This is a genomic window from Pseudomonas sp. St316 (genome assembly GCF_018325905.1).
GTDB lineage: Bacteria > Pseudomonadota > Gammaproteobacteria > Pseudomonadales > Pseudomonadaceae > Aquipseudomonas.
Window position 1 is genome coordinate 958,434 of record NZ_AP021901.1, and the last position, 18,239, is coordinate 976,672.

The following is an 18,239-nucleotide window of genomic DNA, read 5'->3' on the forward strand; positions in this document are numbered from 1 at the left end:
AGGGCCGCTTCGCGCCCCAGCGGGAGCAAGCTCCCTCGCCACAGGCGGTGGTTTGTTCTAGCGTGTAGAGGCAGGTATAGCCGACGGCAACGGAGGGCATCGATGGATCTTCGTACAAAAGGTTTCACGCTGATCGAGGTGCTGGTGGCCCTTGGCGTGCTGCTGATCCTGATCACCATGGCGGTACCGTCATTCACTGGCTCGCTGCAGAGCACCAAGGCCGATACCGAGATCGGCGACTTGCGCCGGGCGCTGAACTTTGCCCGGATGGAGGCGATCGACCGTGGTACCACCACGCGAATTCGCCCCACGGCCCAAGGGAGTGTCTGGAGCGGCGAACTGACGGTGTATGACAGTACTGGCTCGTCGCCCAGTGTATTGCGGGTTGTTCCAGCAATGGGCAGCGGCGCGACTCTGACGCTACCCTCAGACGTGACTAACATTGACTTCAACAACCTCGGCGGGTTGTCGGCACCGGCCACGCCGGTGAGTTTCAATTATGTACGCGGGGCGCAGAGCAGGACGCTGAGTGTTTGCCTCAATGGAAGAATCGTATTGGGTGGAAGTTGCGGATGAAGGGTTGCAGTAAAAGGGCGCAGGCCGGCATGACGTTGATCGAAGTGCTGGTGGCGGTGCTGATTCTCGGCGTCGGTTTGCTGGGGGCGGCAATGATCCAGCTCAATGCGCTCAAGTACACCGACAGTTCACGCATGACCAGCCAGGCCAGTTTCATTGCCTACGACCTGCTGGACCGCATTCGCGCCAATTCCGGCGCCGACTACACCATCACACCACCCAGCTCGCCGAACCTCAACGTGACCCGGGACCAGGACCTCTACGATTTCAAGACCAACATCATCGCCTTCGGCGGCGCCACGGCCACCGGCACCATTGCGCTGAACCAGCGGGTCTACACCATCACCATTTCCTGGGACGACGCCCGGGCCGCCAATACCACCAACGCCGCCGAGGCGCGGCGCAGCTTCGTGCTGACCAGCCGCGTCGCCGTCGACCCGGTGGGGACGCCGCCATGAACCGGCACAGTCGCGGTTTCGGCCTGATCGAGTTGATGATCGCGCTGGTGCTCAGCCTGATCGTCGTGTTGGGTGTCGTGCAGATTTTCATTGCCGCCAAAAATACCTATGTCAGCCAGAATGCCGCCGCGGTGATTCAGGAGGACGCGCGGTTTGCCTTGAGCAAAATGGTCCAGGAAATTCGCATGGTGGGCATGTTCGGCTGCGTGGCGACCATCACCGATGCTTCAACGGATAACAGTTTCGCTGCCAGCCAGATCACTCCAATCCGTTGGGATAACGCCAACCGGAGGTTGACCCTGGTCACCGCGGACATCGGGAGTGGCGGCAGCGTGCCGACCTGGACCGTCGTCTCCGATTGCCGTACCTCGGCGACGGCCTACTCGAACGCACGGCTGCCAGCGGCGGGGCAATTGGCCTTCCCGATCCGTCGACTGGTCTACAGCTTCAACAACAACCAATTGCTGTTGGGCAGCGGCACCGCCAATCCGCCGACCCTGTCGGTGCTGGTGGACAACGTGCGGGCGTTCGACGTGACGTTTGGCGTGGCCAGCAGCGCCACGGACGTCGCCGCGTCGAGCTACACCGTCAACCCGGCAGACCCGGCACTGATCCGCAGCGTGCGCCTGAGCCTGACGCTTTTTGATCCAAGGAACACGGTGCGCGAGCAGACCTTCAATGTGGTTGCCGCCTTGCGCAACCGGCTTCTATGAGGGGGCGATCGATGAGTTCGATGGATCTCAAGCATCGCCAGCGTGGCATGGCACTGCTGGTCAGCCTGGTTTTCCTGTTGCTGCTGACGCTGATCGGCCTGTCGTCGATGCAGAGCGCCACCCTCCAGGAAAAAATGACCAGCAGCGTCATGCAGCGCAACCAGTCCTTCCAGAATGCCGAGGCTGCGTTGAGGGTGGGTGAGAGTGCGGTGCAGGTCGAGACCTATTCGCTGGCAGTCTGTACCACCGCGACTCAATGCGCGCCACCGGCCGAGTCGGCGACCGTCACGGCGGCTGGGCGCAATTCATCCTCAGGGGTGCTCTGGGTTGCCGCAGCCGGCGGGTTTTATGGCGTGCAGAACATCGGCACTACGCTTGCGGCAGTCAACGTGCCGGCCAATACGTCGGCGACGTTGTACCGGATCACGGCGGTGGCGGTGGTGGGCAATAACCAGCGCAGCGTGGTGGAGAGCATCTATGCGAAATACTGAGGCACGCCGCGGCTGGATGGCGATGGTGTGGGGGGTATTGCTCAGCCTTTACCTGATGGCCCCGGCCTATGCGTTCACGCCTTCGGATTCACCGCTGTTGAGTGCGGCTGCCGTCACGCCGAACGTCATGCTGCTGATCGATGATTCGGGGAGTATGAACAACATTATCTGGGCGGCGGGGTTTGATCCAAGTGTGTCGCGTTCAGCTGTCAATAACTGTAACTCCAGCAACAGCTGTTCGGGAGGCGTGCTGCTGGACCCAGACGATGGGAACGTTCTGTTGGTCAGCCTGCAGCGTGGCGGTTGCACGAGCGGTTGGTATGGTTTCTACCGGGGTAACCTGGGCCGGGTCTGCCTGCGTTTGCCGGACCCAGTGGGCGGCGGCAATACCCGCTACACCACAAAATACCTGGCCTATCTGCTAACCCTGGCCAACGGCTCGAACCGGGACTTCACCACCGGCACGATTCCCAATGATTATCGAATCAACGTGGCGCGTGATGTTTCCAACGACCTGGTCACCAGCAATCGCGCTTTGCGCATCGGCCTCGCCACGTTCAATCCACCCAACAGCAGCAACTCCGGTCCTGGAGGCTTCATCGCCCGTTCGGTCAGCGACCTGTCGCCAGTCAGCGGCAGCGTGACCCAGGCCCAGGCCAACAGCAACTACAGCGCCCTGATCAACGCCATCAACGGTCTCGGCGCCGTTGCGAATACGCCGTTGGCCGAGAGCTATTACGAAGTCATCCGCTATTTCAGGGGCATGGCGCCGTATTACAACAGTACGCCGACCACCTATACCAGTCCGATCCAGTACCGCTGCCAGAAAAACTTCGGGGTGGTGATCACCGACGGCTTGCCCACCTATGACCGAACATTTCCCACCAACGACCCGCTGGGCTTGGCCCGGTTGCCGAATTGGGATGGCATCAACAACGATGGTGCCGATCTCAATGGTGATGAGGAGGGCGATACGCTTTACCTGGATGACATCGCCAAGTTTGCCTTCGACATCGACATGCGCGCCACCGGCACCGACGCCACCGGCCAGAGCTGGAACGCCACGGATTTTCCCCGACAGTACCTCAATACCTACACCGTGGGTTTTACCGCCAGCAACCCGATGTTGTCCGACGCCGCCCGCTACGGCGCAGGTAAGTATTACCAAGCGACCGACAGCGAAGGCCTGAACTCAGCGTTGGCCTCTGCCCTGAGCGACATCACCTCCAAGGCCGGGTCCGGGGGCGCTGGCACGACAAACGCCGCCACGTTGTCCAGCACCTCCAGTTACTACCAGACCACCTACGACCCCAAGGACTGGCGCGGCACCATCCGGGCGTTCGGTTTCACCGCGACAGGTACGGTCAACAGGGCTGCGGTGCAGTGGACCACCGACACCGCCATCGTGCCCGGCGCCACGGCACCGATTTACCAGTCCTGGAATACCGCGACCAATGTGCCTGTCACCCTGGCTTACGCTAACTTCTCGCCGGCCCAGCAAACCAGTCTCAGTCAGAACCTGCCCACGGGGATCACTGGCAACGACTTGGTGGAGTGGAGCAAGGGCGTCAATAAAACCGGCTTGAAGGTGCGCAGCGTATTGTTGGGCGACATTATCAATTCGCCGCTGGTACTGGCATCGCCCAATGAGCAGACCGCTTCGGATTTGCTGAACGACACCAGCTACAGCACCTACCTGACGACCAAGTCGGCGAACATGGACACCAACCTGGTGGTGAACGCCAACGACGGTTTTTTCAGCGTCATCAACAGTGCAAACGGCACGAGGCGTTACGCTTACATGCCTTCGAGTGTGCTGCCCTCGTTGCAGGGCATTGCCGACATCAACTACATAAACGGCGTGAGCCACGAGTTCCTGGTGGATGGACAGGTGGGTGTATTCGATACGCAATCGGGGAGCGCCTGGAAGACCGTTGCCTTGGGCGGGACCGGTGCCGGGGGCAAAACGTTCTATGCCGTTCAGCTGTTCGATGCGACGGCGGGCAATGTGTTGCGGGCGTTATGGGAAATCAGCGCCCCTGCCGTTGCCAACCCAGCCAACGCTTTCAATGACCTGGGCTACGCCTACGCACGCCCTGAAGTCGCGCGCCTGGCGGATGGGCGCTGGGCGGCGTTCATCGCCAATGGCTACGGCAGCAACAGCGGTGTGGCGGCGTTGTACGTGGTGGATATCCGCGACGGTTCGCTGATCAGAAAAATCGTCATCAACAGCAGCGAGACCGGTAATGGCTTGTCGTCGGTCAAGTTGCGGGTCAACTCCCAGAACGTAGTGCAGGCGGCGTACGGTGGCGACTTGAAAGGGCGGATGTGGAAGTTCGACCTCAGTGGTACTTCCCCGACTGCGTGGGGGGTGGCGTTTGCCGGCCAGCCGTTGTTCACCGCCCCCGGTGGCGCGACCCAGCCGATCACCGTTCAACCGCTGCTGGCGAACAACCCGCAGGGCGGTACCCAGGTGTTTTTCGGCACCGGCAAGTTCAACGAAACGGCGGATAAACTCAACAAGGACCTGCAAGGGTTCTACTCGATTTGGGACGCCACTGGCGGAGCCGGGCAAATCACTGTGTCGAGCCTGCAGGCCCAGTCGATCACGGGGGTGTTCTCAGGCAGCACGGGGCAGTTCGTGACCACCAGCCAGACCGACGTGGCTTATCCGACGAAAAAGGGTTGGTACCTGCCGTTGGTATACAACAACGTATTGACCGGCGAACGGGTGATCAACCCGGCCAATCTGGTGAGCGGGCGCGTGGTCTTTACCACGGCCGCCGTGGACACCACCGACCCGTGCGCCAGCTTCGGTACCGGCAAACTGATCGAAGTGGATGCGTTCAACGGTAAGATGCTCAACTATGCGGTGCTCGATACCAACGGTGACGGCACGCTCAACAGCTCCGACACGATTTCCAGCGGGGTGGTGTTCACCGGGGGTATCCCGACCCTGAGCGCCGTCGTCAGCGCCAGCGGGGCCACCAACATGATCGTCAACGACTCCAGCGGCAACATCACCGAGTTGCTGGAAAAAACCGTGGGCGGCAGCCGCCGCATCATGTGGCGGCAAATACAATGAAGAGGCAAGGCATGCGCAGAACCAACCGGGGTTTCACCTTGATCGAAATCATGATCGTGATCGCGATCATCGGTATCGTGATCACCATCGGCTATCCGAGCCTGACCGAATACATGAAGAAGGGCCGGCGTACCGAAATCGCCGGGCTGTTATCGGAGCAGGCGCAGATTCTCGAGCGCTACTACTCGAAGAACAACGTCTACACCAATGCCACCGGCCTGAGCAGCGGCAACGATTTCTACACCATTACCCCGACGCTGGCGGACCAGAGCTTCACCTTGACCGCTGTGCGCAAGAGTGGCTCGTCCATGGCGACGGACAAATGCGGTGATTTCAGGATCAACAACACGGGCACGCGAGACATGGTCAACCAGGCTACCGGGCTGACCGCCAAGGATTGCTGGGGCCGCTGAGTTTCTTTTTTCGGGTGCAGCCTTGCGCCCTCTGTCTTATGAGTCGAATCAGAACATGACCAGGCAACAGCAAGTGGTGATTGTCGGCGGCGGAGTCATTGGACTGCTGACAGCGTTCAATCTGGCGTCCGAAGGGCTGCGTGTGGTGTTGCTGGACCGTTCCAATGTCGGCCAGGAGTCGTCCTGGGCCGGCGGCGGTATCGTGTCGCCGTTGTACCCATGGCGCTATAGCCCGGCGGTGACGGCGCTGGCCCATTGGTCGCAGGATTTCTATCCACAGCTGGGCGAGCGCTTGTTCGCCGCTACCGGAGTCGATCCACAAGTGCATGTCACCGGCCTGTATTGGCTGGACCTGGACGATCAGGACGAGGCGCTGGCCTGGGCCGAGCGGGAAGGCCGCCCGATGCGGGCTGTGGATATCTCGGCTGTCCACGATGCAGTACCGGTGCTGGGTACCGGTTTTTCCCGGGCGATCTACATGGCCGACGTGGCCAACGTGCGCAATCCTCGTCTGGTGAAATCCCTCAAGGCTGCTTTGCTGGCGCTGCCGAACGTCACGCTTCATGAGCATTGCGAAGTCAGTGGGTTCATCCGCGACGGTGGGCGTGTGGTGGGTGTGCACAGTTCTGCCGGTGAAATCCGTGGCGATGAGGTGGTTTTGGCTGCTGGTGCCTGGAGTGGCGAGTTGCTCAAGACCTTGGGCTTGAAGTTGCCGGTCGAGCCGGTCAAGGGCCAGATGATTCTGTACAAGTGCGCGTCGGATTTTCTGTCGAGCATGGTCCTGGCCAAGGGGCGTTATGCGATTCCGCGTCGTGATGGGCATATTCTGGTTGGCAGTACGTTGGAGCGTGAGGGCTTCGACAAGACCCCGACGGATACTGCGCTGGAGAGCCTGAAGGCTTCGGCACAGCAGTTGATTCCGGCACTGGCGGGCGCTGAGGTGGTTGGGCATTGGGCTGGGTTGCGGCCTGGATCGCCTGAAGGCATTCCTTATATCGGCGAGGTGCCTGGGGTTGCGGGGTTGTGGCTGAACTGTGGGCATTATCGCAATGGGCTGGTATTGGCGCCGGCGTCGTGTCAGTTGTTTGTTGATCTGATGTTGGGGCGTGAGCCGGTGATCGATCCTGCGCCTTATGCGCCGGCGGGGCGCTTGTAAGGTCCGGTTTTTCTTGTGGGAGCGTGAGGGTGTTGACCGAGTACATATCCATTGCTGCGGTAACGGCGGCTTAGGGTTCCGCCCTTACGGCGGCTCACTTTTGGAAGAGCGCCAAAAGTAAGCAAAAGCGCTTTGCCCCACCACTCGGTGCCTCGCCTAGGCTCGGCATGCCCGAACGAAGGCATTGCTCCGTGGGCCGCCGCGAAGGGCCATCCATGGCCCAGCGCGGCTACCTCGGCATCCATGCCGAGGTGCCCACGGATCAATGCCTGCGTTCGGCCATCGTGGTTAACGGGGCGCCCCAGATCAAAATCAAAAGCGAGGCGGCCTGACAGCCGGCCTGGTTCTCCCGCTCGTACACCTGTCAGATTTGTGGGAGCAAAGCTTGCTCGCGAGGCGGCCTTATAGCCGACCTGGCTCTTCCGGTCCTACTGCGATCCCATTGTGGGAGCGAGCTTGCTCGCGAAGACGGCGGTACATCCAGCGCTGATGCAAGCTGATCCACCGCTATCGCGAGCAAGCTTTGCTCCCACAGGGGGTTGCAGTGGCCGCAAATCTGTAGGTCGTCACTGATCCAGTGTGGGAGCTTGCTCGCGATGACGACAGCCAATCCAATCCCTATCTAACTGAACTACCGCTATCGCGAGCAAGCTTTGCTCCCACAGGGTTTGCAGTGGCCGCAAATCTGTAGATTGTCACCGACCCAGTGTGGGAGCGAGCTTGCTCGCGATGGCGATGGCACAGTCGATGAATAGGTTGAATGCTCCGGCCTCTTCGCGAGCAAGCTCGCTTGTATGGTAGGACTTGAAGGGAGGAGGAGGGACAAAGCTCGATTCTGACTGTTCGCGCAGTACAGACCGTGGGAGATTTCACCCCTCCTCCTTTCACCCAAGCGCCGATAAAGAATGCATCTGGCCTAGACCGACGATAGGAACAAGCCTGCGCCTCTGGGTGAACCCTTCAAGTGTTCAAACCTTAGCCCGGAGGATTTCCAATGGCAATGCCGGTTTCTGTCACTAAGCCGATCGTGGGCGTGGACGTCGCCAAAGACGAGTTGGTGATTTATCACGCTGAATCCGATCGACTCGAAACGATCCTAAACACCAAAGCTGCGATCAAGAAGTGGCTCAAGGCACTGCCCGCACCGGTGAGTGTCGCCATTGAAGCCACCAATATCTATCACCAGGAATTCGCCGATCTGGCTTATGCGCAAGGCTGTGTGATCTACATGATCGGCGGCTACGAACTCAGCCATTACCGAAAAGGTGTGAAAGTTCGCGCTAAAACCGATGCGCTAGATGCTCGGTTGCTGGCTCGCTATTTGAACAATGAAGGCCACCAGTTGCACCCCTGGACTCCGCCATCGCCCCTGTATTGCCGGCTTATAAGCCTTTTCCGGCGCCGAGCAGCCTTGGTGCAGGCGCGTGTCAGCCTCAAGCAAAGCTGGGCGAACGAGCCGTTGCTAAAAACAGCCTTCGAGAACCAAATAAGTGCCATGCAAAGGCTGGAAGTCTTGCTTGAGAAAACAATCCAGACGCAGTTGCAAGATGCCGGTTTGGGCGATCAGCTCAAGCGTTGCATGAAAGTCGAAGGAATCGGCTTGTTGAGTGGCGCTCGTTTACTTACGGCATTGCAGCGGGGGGACTTCAGAAATGCCAATGCCTTCATCGCTTTTCTGGGTTTGGACCTGCGCATAGCAGACTCGGGAAAAAAGAAGGGGCGCCGCTGCCTGTCTAAGCGAGGCGACCCGGAAGCGCGTCGACTGATGCACAACGCCGCGATGTCGGCGAGGCGCACAGCGGCATGGAAGGGTTTTTATGAGGCACTGAGGGCCCGGGGACTCAGCACAACCGAAGCATTAGTGGCACTGGCCCGCAAGCTTGCCCGAGTGGTATTCGCCCTGCTGAAAAACCAGAGCGAATATTTGCCAAAAGGCATTTAAGGGGTAGCCCTGCACCATAGAATCTCCCACAGGAGAAATGCGGTCCCCATCAAGAGCCAGGTCGGCTATCAGGCCGCCTCGCGGCGGACGTTGATCTCGGCGCCCCGTTAACCACGCGGGCCCACGGAGCAATGCCGGAGTGAGGGCATGCCGAGCCTAGGCGAGGCACCGAGTGGTGGGGCAGAAGCGCTTTGGTTACTTTCGCCTGGGCCGGCATTCCGGCTTTTCGAAAGTGACCCGCCGTCAGGGCGGAACCCTAAGCAGCCGTAACCGCAGAAACGGATATACACACCGCCCTCACAGCCAATCAGCCTTTGTTGGATTGGTCGGACAAGATCCTGATTCGAGCCGAATTTTCCGACGAGTTCTGGCGGTTGCCGGGTGGGAAGAACTCTGGCTAACCTTTTTTGTGGCGAGGGGATAAATCCCCTCGCCACAAAAGTTTGTCTGGATCAGGCTATTGTTGAAATGATCCAGATTCGCGCTCAATCCAACCCAAGCTTCTTCAACCGATACCGCATCGACCGAAACGACAACTTCAACCGCTGCGCCGCCGCCGTGCGGTTCCAGCGGGTTTGCTCCAATGCCTGGAGGATGAGCTTGCGCTCGACGTCTTCCAGGTAATCCTCCAGGTTGTCGACCTGCATCAAATCGGGATTGCCTGCCTCAGTAGTACTATTGCCCTCGGCCAGGCGCAGGTCATCCGCTTCGATCTGCTGCTGTTCGCAAAGGGTGTAGGCACGCTCAAGCATGTTCTCCAGCTCCCGCACGTTGCCCGGAAAGCGGTAATTCCTGAGAGCATCCAACGCCTGGGGATGCAACTTGGCCGGTGGAGTGCCGGTGTTGGCCGCCAGGCGCTGGAGCATGTGGTTGGCCAGCAGCTCGATGTCTTCACGGCGTTCACGCAACGGTGGGACGCGCAGTTCGATGACGTTCAGCCGGTAATACAAATCCTGGCGAAACCGCCCGGCGGCGACTTCGCCGGCCAGGTCCTTGTGGGTGGCGCAGAGGATTCGCACATCCACCACTTCTTCCTGCTGGCCGCCAACAGCGCGCACGGCTTTTTCCTGGATGGCTCGCAACAGCTTGACCTGCATCGCCAAGGGCAGGTCGGCCACTTCATCGAGGAACAAGGTCCCGCCATGGGCGGCCTGAAACAGTCCGGGCTTGTCCTCGATGGCGCCGCTGAAACTACCTTTTCGATGGCCGAAAAATTCGCTTTCCATCAGCTCCGTGGGAATCGCCCCACAGTTGACCGGCACAAAGCCCAGGTTGGCACGGGGACCTTGTTCGTGAATCAGCCGGGCGACCAGTTCCTTGCCGCTGCCCGATTCCCCGCTGATGTACACCGGTGCCTGGCTGCGGGCGAGTTTTTCGATCTGCTTGCGCACGCAGAGCATCGGTGGCGAGTTACCCAGCAGGCTGCGCTCGAGAAGGGTGCCCGGTGTGGCGACCGGCGGCAGGCGCAGGGCACTGGTGACCAGCTCCCGCAGCCGACCCAGGTCGACCGGTTTGGTCAGGAAGTCAAACGCGCCGGCCTTGAGGGCGTCGATGGCGGTTTCCAGGCTGCCATAGGCGGTGATCATCGCCACGGGCAGTTGGGGGAAACGTTGCTGGATGTGCTGCACCAGTTCCAGGCCAGTGCCATCGGGCAGGCGCATGTCGGTCAGGCACAGGTCGAAGGCTTCCCCCGCCAGCAGGGCTTGGGCCTCGGCAAGGTTCTTGGCGCTGCGGGTGTCGAGTTTCATCCGGCCCAGGGTGATGTCCAGGAGTTCGCGGATGTCCGGTTCGTCATCGACGATCAGGATTCGTTGCCGTGAGCGATTATTCAAATCTGTTTCCGTCCGTGAGCAAAGGTGATGCGAAAGCAGCCGCCGCCTTGGCGTGGTTTGAAGTCTAGGCGGGCCTGGTTGCTTTCGCACAGCTCACGGGACAGATAGAGCCCAAGGCCGGTGCCTTGGCTGCTGGTGGTAAAAAAGGGCTCGAACAAATGCGCCTGCTGCTCGGGCGTGACACCGGGGCCGTTGTCGATGATGTCCAGCGTAGACAGCTGGCTGTGTGGGTCGATGAACAGTTTCAGCCAGGCCTCGGCCTGTTCGTGGGCCATGGCGCCGTGACGCCAGGCGTTGCGCAGCAGGTTGTCGAGTACCTGGGTCAACTGGTCGGGGTCCATCAGCGTGATGTAGTCGCCCGGGTCGATGCTCAGGTGCAAATGCTGGTGCTCGGCCATGCTGTCGCGGGCCTGCCGGACGAACTGGTCGAGCCAGGTCCGCAGGTCGAGGCGTTGAGGGGTGGTTTGCTGGCGGCGAGACAGCTGCAGGACGTTTTCAATGACGCGATTCATTCGTTGGGAGTGATCTTGAATAATCTGCGTCAGACGTCGATCCGCGTTGTTCAGTTCCTCGGATTCGCGCAGTAATTGCGCTGCGTGGCTGATGGCGCCCAAGGGGTTGCGGATTTCATGGGCGATGCCAGCAGTGAGGCGCCCGAGGGAAGCGAGTTTCAGTTGCTGGGCCTGCTGCGCAACCTGGGCCAGGTCCTCAAGAAATACCAGGAACTGCTGCTGATCGTAATGCCCCAAGGCGATGAAGCTCGGTTGCAGGGTCAGGCCTGTGCCGGTCACGGTCAGGCTGGGGGGGCGCAGGCTGGGGTTGTTCAGCCACAATTGCAGGCGTTCGACCAGGGCGGTGCAATAGTCATCGATTCGCTGGCCGACCAGGTCGTGCATGCCCAGCAGGTTCAAGGCGCTTTCGTTGGCCAATTGCACGCGCCGTTCGCGGTCGAGTACCAGGATGCCGGTGCGCATGCGTTGCAGGATCAGTGCGTTGAGCGCTTCGAGGCCGATCACTTCGCTGGCCCGTTGCTCGGCCAGGGTTTCACTGGCTTCCAGTCGCCGGGTCAGGCCCTGTACCAGCAGGGCGGCGGCAAAACACAGTGCTCCCAGGGTGCCGGCTTGCAGATAACTGCTGGGACGGTTTGAGTCGCTCAGGCCGAGGAAAAAAGTCGACCCGACGATACCGATCGCGGCGACAGCGGCGATCAACAGGCCGACCCGGCTGCGCAACAGCGTATTGCCGATGGCTACCGAGACAATGAGCAGGTTGCCGATGGCACTGGGCACACCGCCCGCGGTGAAGAACAGCCACGAGAGCAGCAGCACGTCGGTCAGGGCCAGGCCGAACAGCCGGGCAGGGCGGCGGGTGTTCTCAAGGAACACCACCAGCAGGATATTCAGTACCAGATACAACCAACTGCCACTGCGCAGGAGGTCGTCATTGGCGAACTCCAGCAGGCGGTTGTCCAGTTTGCTGGAGATCAGCAGCACCAAGGTGATGCCGATGCTCAGACGATACAGGTGATAGAGACGCAGCAGGCGCTGCGCCTGTTTTTCGCGTGGGCTTGAGGCCTCAGCGCTCACGAGTGCCCGGGCCTTGCTCAAGGTGAGCCTGGCTGCAATACCATTGTTGTTCAAGGGCCAGCGCCCGGTCACGGGGCAGGTGTACACCGCAATGGGCGCAACGAACCATGGGCGGTGCGTCCTGCTCGCGGGGGGCGTTCGGCGCGGAGGATGTGCTCTTGAATTTGCGCCAGAACCATACCGCGGCGGCAATCAGGGCGATCCAGAACAGTAAACGAAGCATGATGGGCGGCTTTTTGGCTAGAGATCAGGCAGTTTAGCCAAGGACAGGAACGGCGCACAGCGCAATAAAACCCAGGCACAAAAAAGGGAGACCGTCGGGTCTCCCTTTTTTGAATGCCTTGGTCTCAGTCGAACAGGCCAAAGGTCAGGTGGCTGAACCAGGAGCGGTCGCTGGACTCGCTTTCAGGCTCTTGCTGCTCGATCACGTCGCCATTTTCATCCTTGGGCTTGAGTTCGTTCGGGATAGCTTCCTTGGCATCCTGGAACTGGCGCTGTACGTCCTGGTTGGCGCGTGTCTCGCCTGGCGGCAGCGGTGGACGGGACTCGATCAGGCCCAGGGTCGCCTTGCTCAGCCACGAACGGTTGTCCGCTTCGTCGACCCGTGGGGTGAACTGGCCATCGACCAGGGATGGGTGATCCGGGTAGTTCAGCTTGAGGGTTTCCAGGCTGGTGGCCGCCAGTTCGTCCAGGTGCAGGCGCTGGTAGGCTTCGGTCATCACGGCCAGGCCATCACCCACCGAAGGGGTTTCCTGGAAGTTTTCCACTACGTAGCGGCCACGGTTGGCGGCGGCGACGTAGGCCTGACGAGTCAGGTAGTAGTCGGCCACGTGGATTTCGTAGGAGGCCAGCAGGTTGCGCAGGTAGATCATGCGCTGCTTGGCGTCCGGCGAGTAACGGCTGTTGGGGAAGCGGCTGGTCAGTTGGGCGAACTCGTTGTAGGAGTCGCGCGCGGCGCCCGGGTCACGCTTGGTCATGTCCAGCGGCAGGAAACGCGCCAGCAGGCCGACGTCCTGGTCGAAGGAGGTCAGGCCCTTGAGGTAATAGGCGTAATCGACATTCGGGTGCTGTGGGTGCAGGCGAATGAAACGCTCGGCAGCGGACTTGGCGGCTTCCGGCTCGGCATTCTTGTAGTTGGCGTAGATCAGTTCCAACTGGGCCTGATCGGCGTAGCGACCGAACGGATACCGCGACTCCAGCGCCTTCAGCTTGGCGGTGGCGCTGGTATAGCTGTTGTTATCCAGGTCGTTCTGCGCCTGTTGGTACAGTTCGACTTCGCTCAGGTTTTCGTCTACGACTTCCTTCGACGAGCAAGCAGCAGTCAATGCGAGGATGGCGATCAGCAGCAGGTGTTTCACTTGCATGGCGGCTTGCGTCCCTATGACGGCCGCTGTCTTGGGCGGGGCCGTCCTGTTATGATGAGCGCCCCGTTGAAAGCCTCGGGGCAAAAGACGCCGTATTTAACCACAAGCGCGCAGCCGAAACCAAAGGCTGTGCCGACGCCCAGTCCGAGCATGTCCGATAAAATAGAACTTCGCGCAGAGGTGCCGTCCGAATTGGGCGGCCAACGCCTCGATCAAGTCGCCGCACAACTCTTTGCCGAGCACTCTCGCTCGCGCCTTTCCGCCTGGATCAAGGACGGCCGCCTGACTGTGGATGGGGCGGTGATCCGCCCGCGCGACATCGTCCACGGCGGTGCCATTCTCGAGCTGACTGCCGAGCAGGAGGCCCAGGGAGAATGGGTCGCCCAGGACATTGCCCTGGATATCGTCTACGAAGACGATGACATCCTGGTGATCAACAAGCCTGCGGGCCTGGTGGTGCACCCGGCTGCCGGTCATGCCGACGGCACGTTGCTCAACGCCTTGCTGCACCACGTGCCGGACATTATCAATGTGCCGCGTGCCGGCATCGTCCATCGCCTGGACAAGGACACCACCGGTCTGATGGTGGTGGCCAAGACCATCCAGGCGCAGACACAGCTGGTCACACAGCTGCAAAGCCGCAGCGTCAGCCGTATCTATGAATGCATCGTGATCGGCGTGGTCACCGCCGGTGGCAAGATCAACGCTCCCATTGGCCGTCACGGCCAGCAGCGCCAGCGCATGGCGGTGATGGAGGGTGGCAAGCAGGCGGTCAGTCATTACCGCGTGCTCGAACGTTTCCGTTCCCACACCCATGTGCGGGTCAAGCTGGAAACCGGCCGGACCCACCAGATCCGTGTACACATGGCCCACATCAACTTCCCGTTGGTGGGCGATCCGGCCTACGGCGGTCGTTTCCGCATTCCGCCGGCTGCCAGCCAGACCATGGTCGAATCGCTGAAGAGTTTCCCGCGCCAGGCGCTGCATGCACGTTTCCTGGAGCTGGATCATCCGACGACCGGCAAGCGCATGAGCTGGGAGTCGCCGCTGCCAGATGACTTCGTCTGGCTGCTGACGTTGCTCAAGCAGGACCGCGAGGCGTTCATCGGATGAGTGACTGGCTGATACCCGACTGGCCCGTGCCGGCCCGGGTCAAGGCCTGCATCACGACCCGCGAGGGTGGCGTCAGCCTGGCGCCGTTCGACAGCCTCAACCTGGGCGATCATGTGGGTGACGATCCGGCGGCCGTCGCCGAAAACCGTCGTCGCCTCACCGATCAATTCGCCATCACCCCGGCCTGGCTACAGCAGGTCCATGGCATTGCCGTGGTCGAGGCTGATCCGGCCCAGGTGGCGACCGCCGATGCCAGTTGGACCGACACGCCCGGTATCGCCTGCACCGCGATGACGGCGGACTGCCTGCCTGTGCTGTTCTGCAACCGTGCCGGCACCCGCGTCGCGGCGGCCCATGCCGGCTGGCGCGGGCTGGCGAACGGCGTGCTGGAAGCCACCCTCGACAGCCTTGCCGTGCCTGCGGATGAAATCCTTGCCTGGCTCGGCCCGGCCATCGGTCCGCAAGCGTTTGAAGTCGGGCCGGAAGTGCGTGAAGCCTTCATCGCGCAACTGCCCCAGGCGGTACAAGCCTTTGTCGCGAGCCCCAACGCCGGCAAGTTCCTGGCCGATATCTACGCGTTGGCACGGCTGCGCCTGGCCGCACGTGGTGTCACGGCCGTCTACGGCGGCGGTCTCTGCACCGTGACCGACCCTCGTTTCTTTTCCTACCGCCGCAACCCGCGCACCGGTCGCTTCGCCTCGTTGATCTGGATCGAACGCTAGACTTCTCTGATCTGTATCAAGGGCGCACGGCTTGAATCTTCCAGAATCGACCACATCTATAACGGTATCTGGCAGGTTTCTTCATTCAGGATGTTTCCAAAGGTCCGGCCTGCCCATTAGGAAGGTGACCCATGCGTATTGATCGTTTAACCAGCAAATTACAGTTGGCCCTGTCCGATGCCCAGTCCCTGGCCGTCGGCCTGGACCACCCCGGTATCGAACCGGCGCATTTGATGCAGGCCATGCTTGAACAGCAGGGCGGCTCCATCAAGCCCCTGCTGATGCAGGTCGGCTTTGATGTCACCAGTCTGCGCAAAGAACTGGCCAAGGAACTCGACCAGTTACCCAAGATCCAGAACCCCACCGGTGACGTGAACATGTCCCAGGACCTGGCGCGGCTGCTCAACCAGGCCGACCGCCTGGCCCAGCAGAAGGGCGACCAGTTCATTTCCAGCGAGCTGGTGCTGCTCGCCGCCATGGACGAGAACAGCAAGCTCGGCAAATTATTGCTCGGCCAGGGCGTGAGCAAGAAAGCCCTGGAAAATGCCATCAACAACCTGCGTGGCGGCGAAGCGGTCAACGACGCCAACCACGAAGAATCGCGCCAGGCGCTGGACAAATACACGGTCGACCTGACCAAGCGTGCCGAGGAAGGCAAGCTCGACCCGGTGATCGGTCGCGACGATGAGATCCGCCGCACGATCCAGGTGTTGCAACGCCGCACCAAGAACAACCCGGTGCTGATCGGTGAGCCTGGCGTGGGTAAAACCGCCATCGCCGAGGGCCTTGCCCAGCGTATCATCAATGGCGAAGTGCCGGATGGCCTCAAGGGCAAGCGCTTGTTGTCCCTGGACATGGGGGCGCTGATCGCCGGTGCCAAGTACCGGGGCGAATTCGAAGAGCGGCTCAAGGCGCTGCTCAATGAGCTGTCCAAGCAGGAAGGGCAGATCATCCTGTTCATCGACGAGCTGCACACCATGGTCGGTGCGGGCAAGGGCGAAGGCTCGATGGACGCCGGCAACATGCTCAAGCCCGCGTTGGCCCGTGGCGAGTTGCACTGCGTCGGCGCGACCACGCTCAACGAGTACCGCCAATATATAGAGAAGGACGCAGCCCTCGAGCGGCGCTTCCAGAAAGTGCTGGTGGAGGAGCCGAGCGAGGAAGACACCATCGCCATCCTGCGCGGCCTTAAAGAGCGCTACGAAGTTCACCACAAGGTGGCGATCACCGATGGCGCGATTATCGCGGCAGCCAAGCTCAGCCACCGCTACATCACTGACCGCCAGTTGCCGGACAAGGCCATCGACCTGATCGACGAGGCCGCGAGCCGCATCCGCATGGAAATCGACTCCAAGCCTGAAGTGCTGGATCGGTTGGAACGGCGCCTGATTCAACTCAAGGTCGAGTCCCAGGCCCTGAAGAAAGAAAGCGACGAAGCTGCAAAGAAACGTCTGGAAAGGTTGCAGGAAGAGATCGTTCGTCACGAGCGTGAGTATTCCGACCTTGAGGAAATCTGGAACTCGGAGAAAGCCGAGGTCCAGGGCTCTGCGCAAATCCAGCAGAAGATCGAACAGTCCCGCCAGGAACTGGAGGCGGCCCGTCGTAAAGGCGACCTCAACCGCATGGCCGAGCTGCAGTACGGGGTGATCCCGGACCTGGAGCGCAGCCTGCAAATGGTCGACCAGCATGGCAAGAGCGAAAACCAGTTGCTGCGCAGCAAGGTCACTGAGGAGGAGATTGCCGAAGTGGTCTCCAAGTGGACCGGCATTCCGGTCTCGAAGATGCTCGAAGGCGAGCGTGACAAGCTGTTGAAGATGGAAAGCCTGCTGCACCAGCGCGTGATCGGTCAGGAAGAGGCGGTGGTGGCGGTGTCCAACGCCGTGCGCCGTTCCCGTGCCGGGCTGTCGGACCCGAATCGGCCGAGCGGCTCGTTCATGTTCCTTGGCCCTACCGGGGTCGGTAAAACCGAACTGTGCAAGGCGCTGGCCGAGTTCCTCTTCGACACCGAAGAGGCCATGGTGCGCATCGACATGTCCGAATTCATGGAGAAGCATTCCGTGGCACGGCTCATCGGTGCGCCACCAGGTTATGTCGGTTATGAAGAGGGCGGTTACCTGACGGAAGCTGTACGTCGCAAGCCGTACTCGGTGATCCTGCTCGACGAGGTCGAGAAGGCGCACCCGGATGTGTTCAATATCCTGCTGCAGGTGCTGGAGGATGGTCGCCTGACCGACAGCCACGGGCGCACGGTGGACTTTCGCAATACGGTGATCGTGATGACCTCCAACCTGGGCTCGACGCAGATCCAGGAACTGGTGGGCGATCGCGAGGCGCAGCGCGCGGCGGTCATGGACGCGATCTCTACTCACTTCCGGCCGGAGTTCATCAACCGGGTCGACGAAGTGGTGATCTTCGAGCCGTTGGCCCGTAATCAGATTGCCGGCATTACCGAGATCCAGTTGGGTCGCCTGCGCAGTCGCCTCACCGAACGTGAGCTGAAACTGCAGTTGAGCGACGAGGCGTTGGACAAGCTGATTGCGGTGGGTTACGACCCGGTTTATGGCGCACGGCCGCTGAAGCGGGCGATCCAGCGCTGGATCGAAAACCCGCTGGCGCAGTTGATCTTGTCCGGTCGCTTCATGCCGGGTGAAACCGTGACCGGTACGGTGGAGAACGACGAAATCGTCTTCAACTGAAAGCCGGCATCGCCTGCAATGGAAATGGCCTCGCTTTGCGAGGCCATTTTTTTCATCAGGCCGTTGAACTCAAAGGAAAAGGCTTGTAAAGT

Annotated in this window: 16 protein-coding genes; 12 read left to right on the plus strand and 4 right to left on the minus strand. The window is 60.8% G+C overall.

Annotated elements, in window-relative coordinates:
• The first annotated feature begins 102 nt into the window (after positions 1 to 102).
• The 9 genes from KI237_RS04175 to KI237_RS04215 all read left to right on the plus strand — a co-directional run bounded on the left by KI237_RS04175 (position 103) and on the right by KI237_RS04215 (position 8,834).
• Positions 103 to 576, plus strand: a complete 474-nt coding sequence (locus KI237_RS04175; RefSeq protein WP_212798919.1) for a GspH/FimT family pseudopilin — start codon at positions 103 to 105, stop codon at positions 574 to 576.
• Positions 573 to 1,034 (plus strand): type IV pilus modification protein PilV, encoded by a 462-nt coding sequence (pilV, locus tag KI237_RS04180; RefSeq protein WP_212798920.1) that lies wholly within the window; start codon positions 573 to 575, stop codon positions 1,032 to 1,034. Before KI237_RS04175 ends, pilV begins: the two co-directional genes overlap by 4 nt.
• Positions 1,031 to 1,747, plus strand: a complete 717-nt coding sequence (locus KI237_RS04185; protein WP_212798921.1) for a PilW family protein — start codon at positions 1,031 to 1,033, stop codon at positions 1,745 to 1,747. The genes pilV and KI237_RS04185 overlap by 4 nt, the downstream gene beginning before the upstream one ends.
• Positions 1,748 to 1,767: 20 nt before the next feature.
• A complete protein-coding gene (locus KI237_RS04190; RefSeq protein WP_502937105.1) occupies positions 1,768 to 2,238 on the plus strand; it encodes a pilus assembly PilX family protein in 471 nt (156 codons plus the stop codon).
• On the plus strand, positions 2,225 to 5,323 hold the full coding sequence (locus KI237_RS04195) for a pilus assembly protein (protein ID WP_212798923.1): 3,099 nt from the start codon (positions 2,225 to 2,227) through the stop codon (positions 5,321 to 5,323). The genes KI237_RS04190 and KI237_RS04195 overlap by 14 nt, the downstream gene beginning before the upstream one ends.
• A gap of 11 nt (positions 5,324 to 5,334) precedes the next feature.
• A complete protein-coding gene (locus KI237_RS04200) occupies positions 5,335 to 5,736 on the plus strand; it encodes a type IV pilin protein (protein WP_212798924.1) in 402 nt (133 codons plus the stop codon).
• Between the two features lie 55 nt (positions 5,737 to 5,791).
• Positions 5,792 to 6,892, plus strand: a complete 1,101-nt coding sequence (gene thiO / locus KI237_RS04205; RefSeq protein WP_212798925.1) for a glycine oxidase ThiO — start codon at positions 5,792 to 5,794, stop codon at positions 6,890 to 6,892.
• 167 nt (positions 6,893 to 7,059) lie between these two features.
• Positions 7,060 to 7,224 (plus strand): hypothetical protein, encoded by a 165-nt coding sequence (locus tag KI237_RS04210; protein WP_212800719.1) that lies wholly within the window; start codon positions 7,060 to 7,062, stop codon positions 7,222 to 7,224.
• A 662-nt stretch (positions 7,225 to 7,886) separates the two neighbouring features.
• The gene (locus KI237_RS04215) at positions 7,887 to 8,834 is read left to right on the plus strand and encodes an IS110 family transposase (RefSeq protein ID WP_212798926.1); all 948 of its coding nucleotides are present in this window, start codon (positions 7,887 to 7,889) and stop codon (positions 8,832 to 8,834) included.
• A gap of 485 nt (positions 8,835 to 9,319) precedes the next feature.
• On the opposite strand, the gene KI237_RS04220 is transcribed toward KI237_RS04215, so the two are convergent.
• From KI237_RS04220 to KI237_RS04235, 4 genes are all read right to left on the minus strand, one after another.
• Positions 9,320 to 10,666: a sigma-54-dependent transcriptional regulator gene (locus tag KI237_RS04220; RefSeq protein WP_212798927.1), complete on the minus strand. Its 1,347-nt coding sequence runs from the start codon at positions 10,664 to 10,666 to the stop codon at positions 9,320 to 9,322.
• A complete protein-coding gene (locus tag KI237_RS04225) occupies positions 10,663 to 12,252 on the minus strand; it encodes a two-component system sensor histidine kinase NtrB (protein WP_212798928.1) in 1,590 nt (529 codons plus the stop codon). The genes KI237_RS04220 and KI237_RS04225 overlap by 4 nt, the downstream gene beginning before the upstream one ends.
• Positions 12,242 to 12,475, minus strand: a complete 234-nt coding sequence (locus KI237_RS04230) for a PP0621 family protein (protein ID WP_014340265.1) — start codon at positions 12,473 to 12,475, stop codon at positions 12,242 to 12,244. The genes KI237_RS04225 and KI237_RS04230 overlap by 11 nt, the downstream gene beginning before the upstream one ends.
• A gap of 124 nt (positions 12,476 to 12,599) precedes the next feature.
• Complete coding sequence (locus tag KI237_RS04235; RefSeq protein WP_212798929.1) at positions 12,600 to 13,616, minus strand: outer membrane protein assembly factor BamD; 1,017 nt, start codon at positions 13,614 to 13,616, stop codon at positions 12,600 to 12,602.
• Positions 13,617 to 13,766: 150 nt separating this feature from the next.
• Here KI237_RS04235 and rluD point away from each other — a divergent pair, with 150 nt between their 5' ends.
• The 3 genes from rluD to clpB all read left to right on the plus strand — a co-directional run bounded on the left by rluD (position 13,767) and on the right by clpB (position 18,147).
• Complete coding sequence (rluD, locus tag KI237_RS04240; RefSeq protein ID WP_212798930.1) at positions 13,767 to 14,729, plus strand: 23S rRNA pseudouridine(1911/1915/1917) synthase RluD; 963 nt, start codon at positions 13,767 to 13,769, stop codon at positions 14,727 to 14,729.
• Positions 14,726 to 15,451, plus strand: a complete 726-nt coding sequence (gene pgeF / locus KI237_RS04245) for a peptidoglycan editing factor PgeF (RefSeq protein ID WP_212798931.1) — start codon at positions 14,726 to 14,728, stop codon at positions 15,449 to 15,451. The genes rluD and pgeF overlap by 4 nt, the downstream gene beginning before the upstream one ends.
• Before the next feature lie 131 nt (positions 15,452 to 15,582).
• On the plus strand, positions 15,583 to 18,147 hold the full coding sequence (gene clpB, locus KI237_RS04250; protein WP_212798932.1) for an ATP-dependent chaperone ClpB: 2,565 nt from the start codon (positions 15,583 to 15,585) through the stop codon (positions 18,145 to 18,147).
• The last annotated feature ends 92 nt before the right edge of the window (positions 18,148 to 18,239 follow it).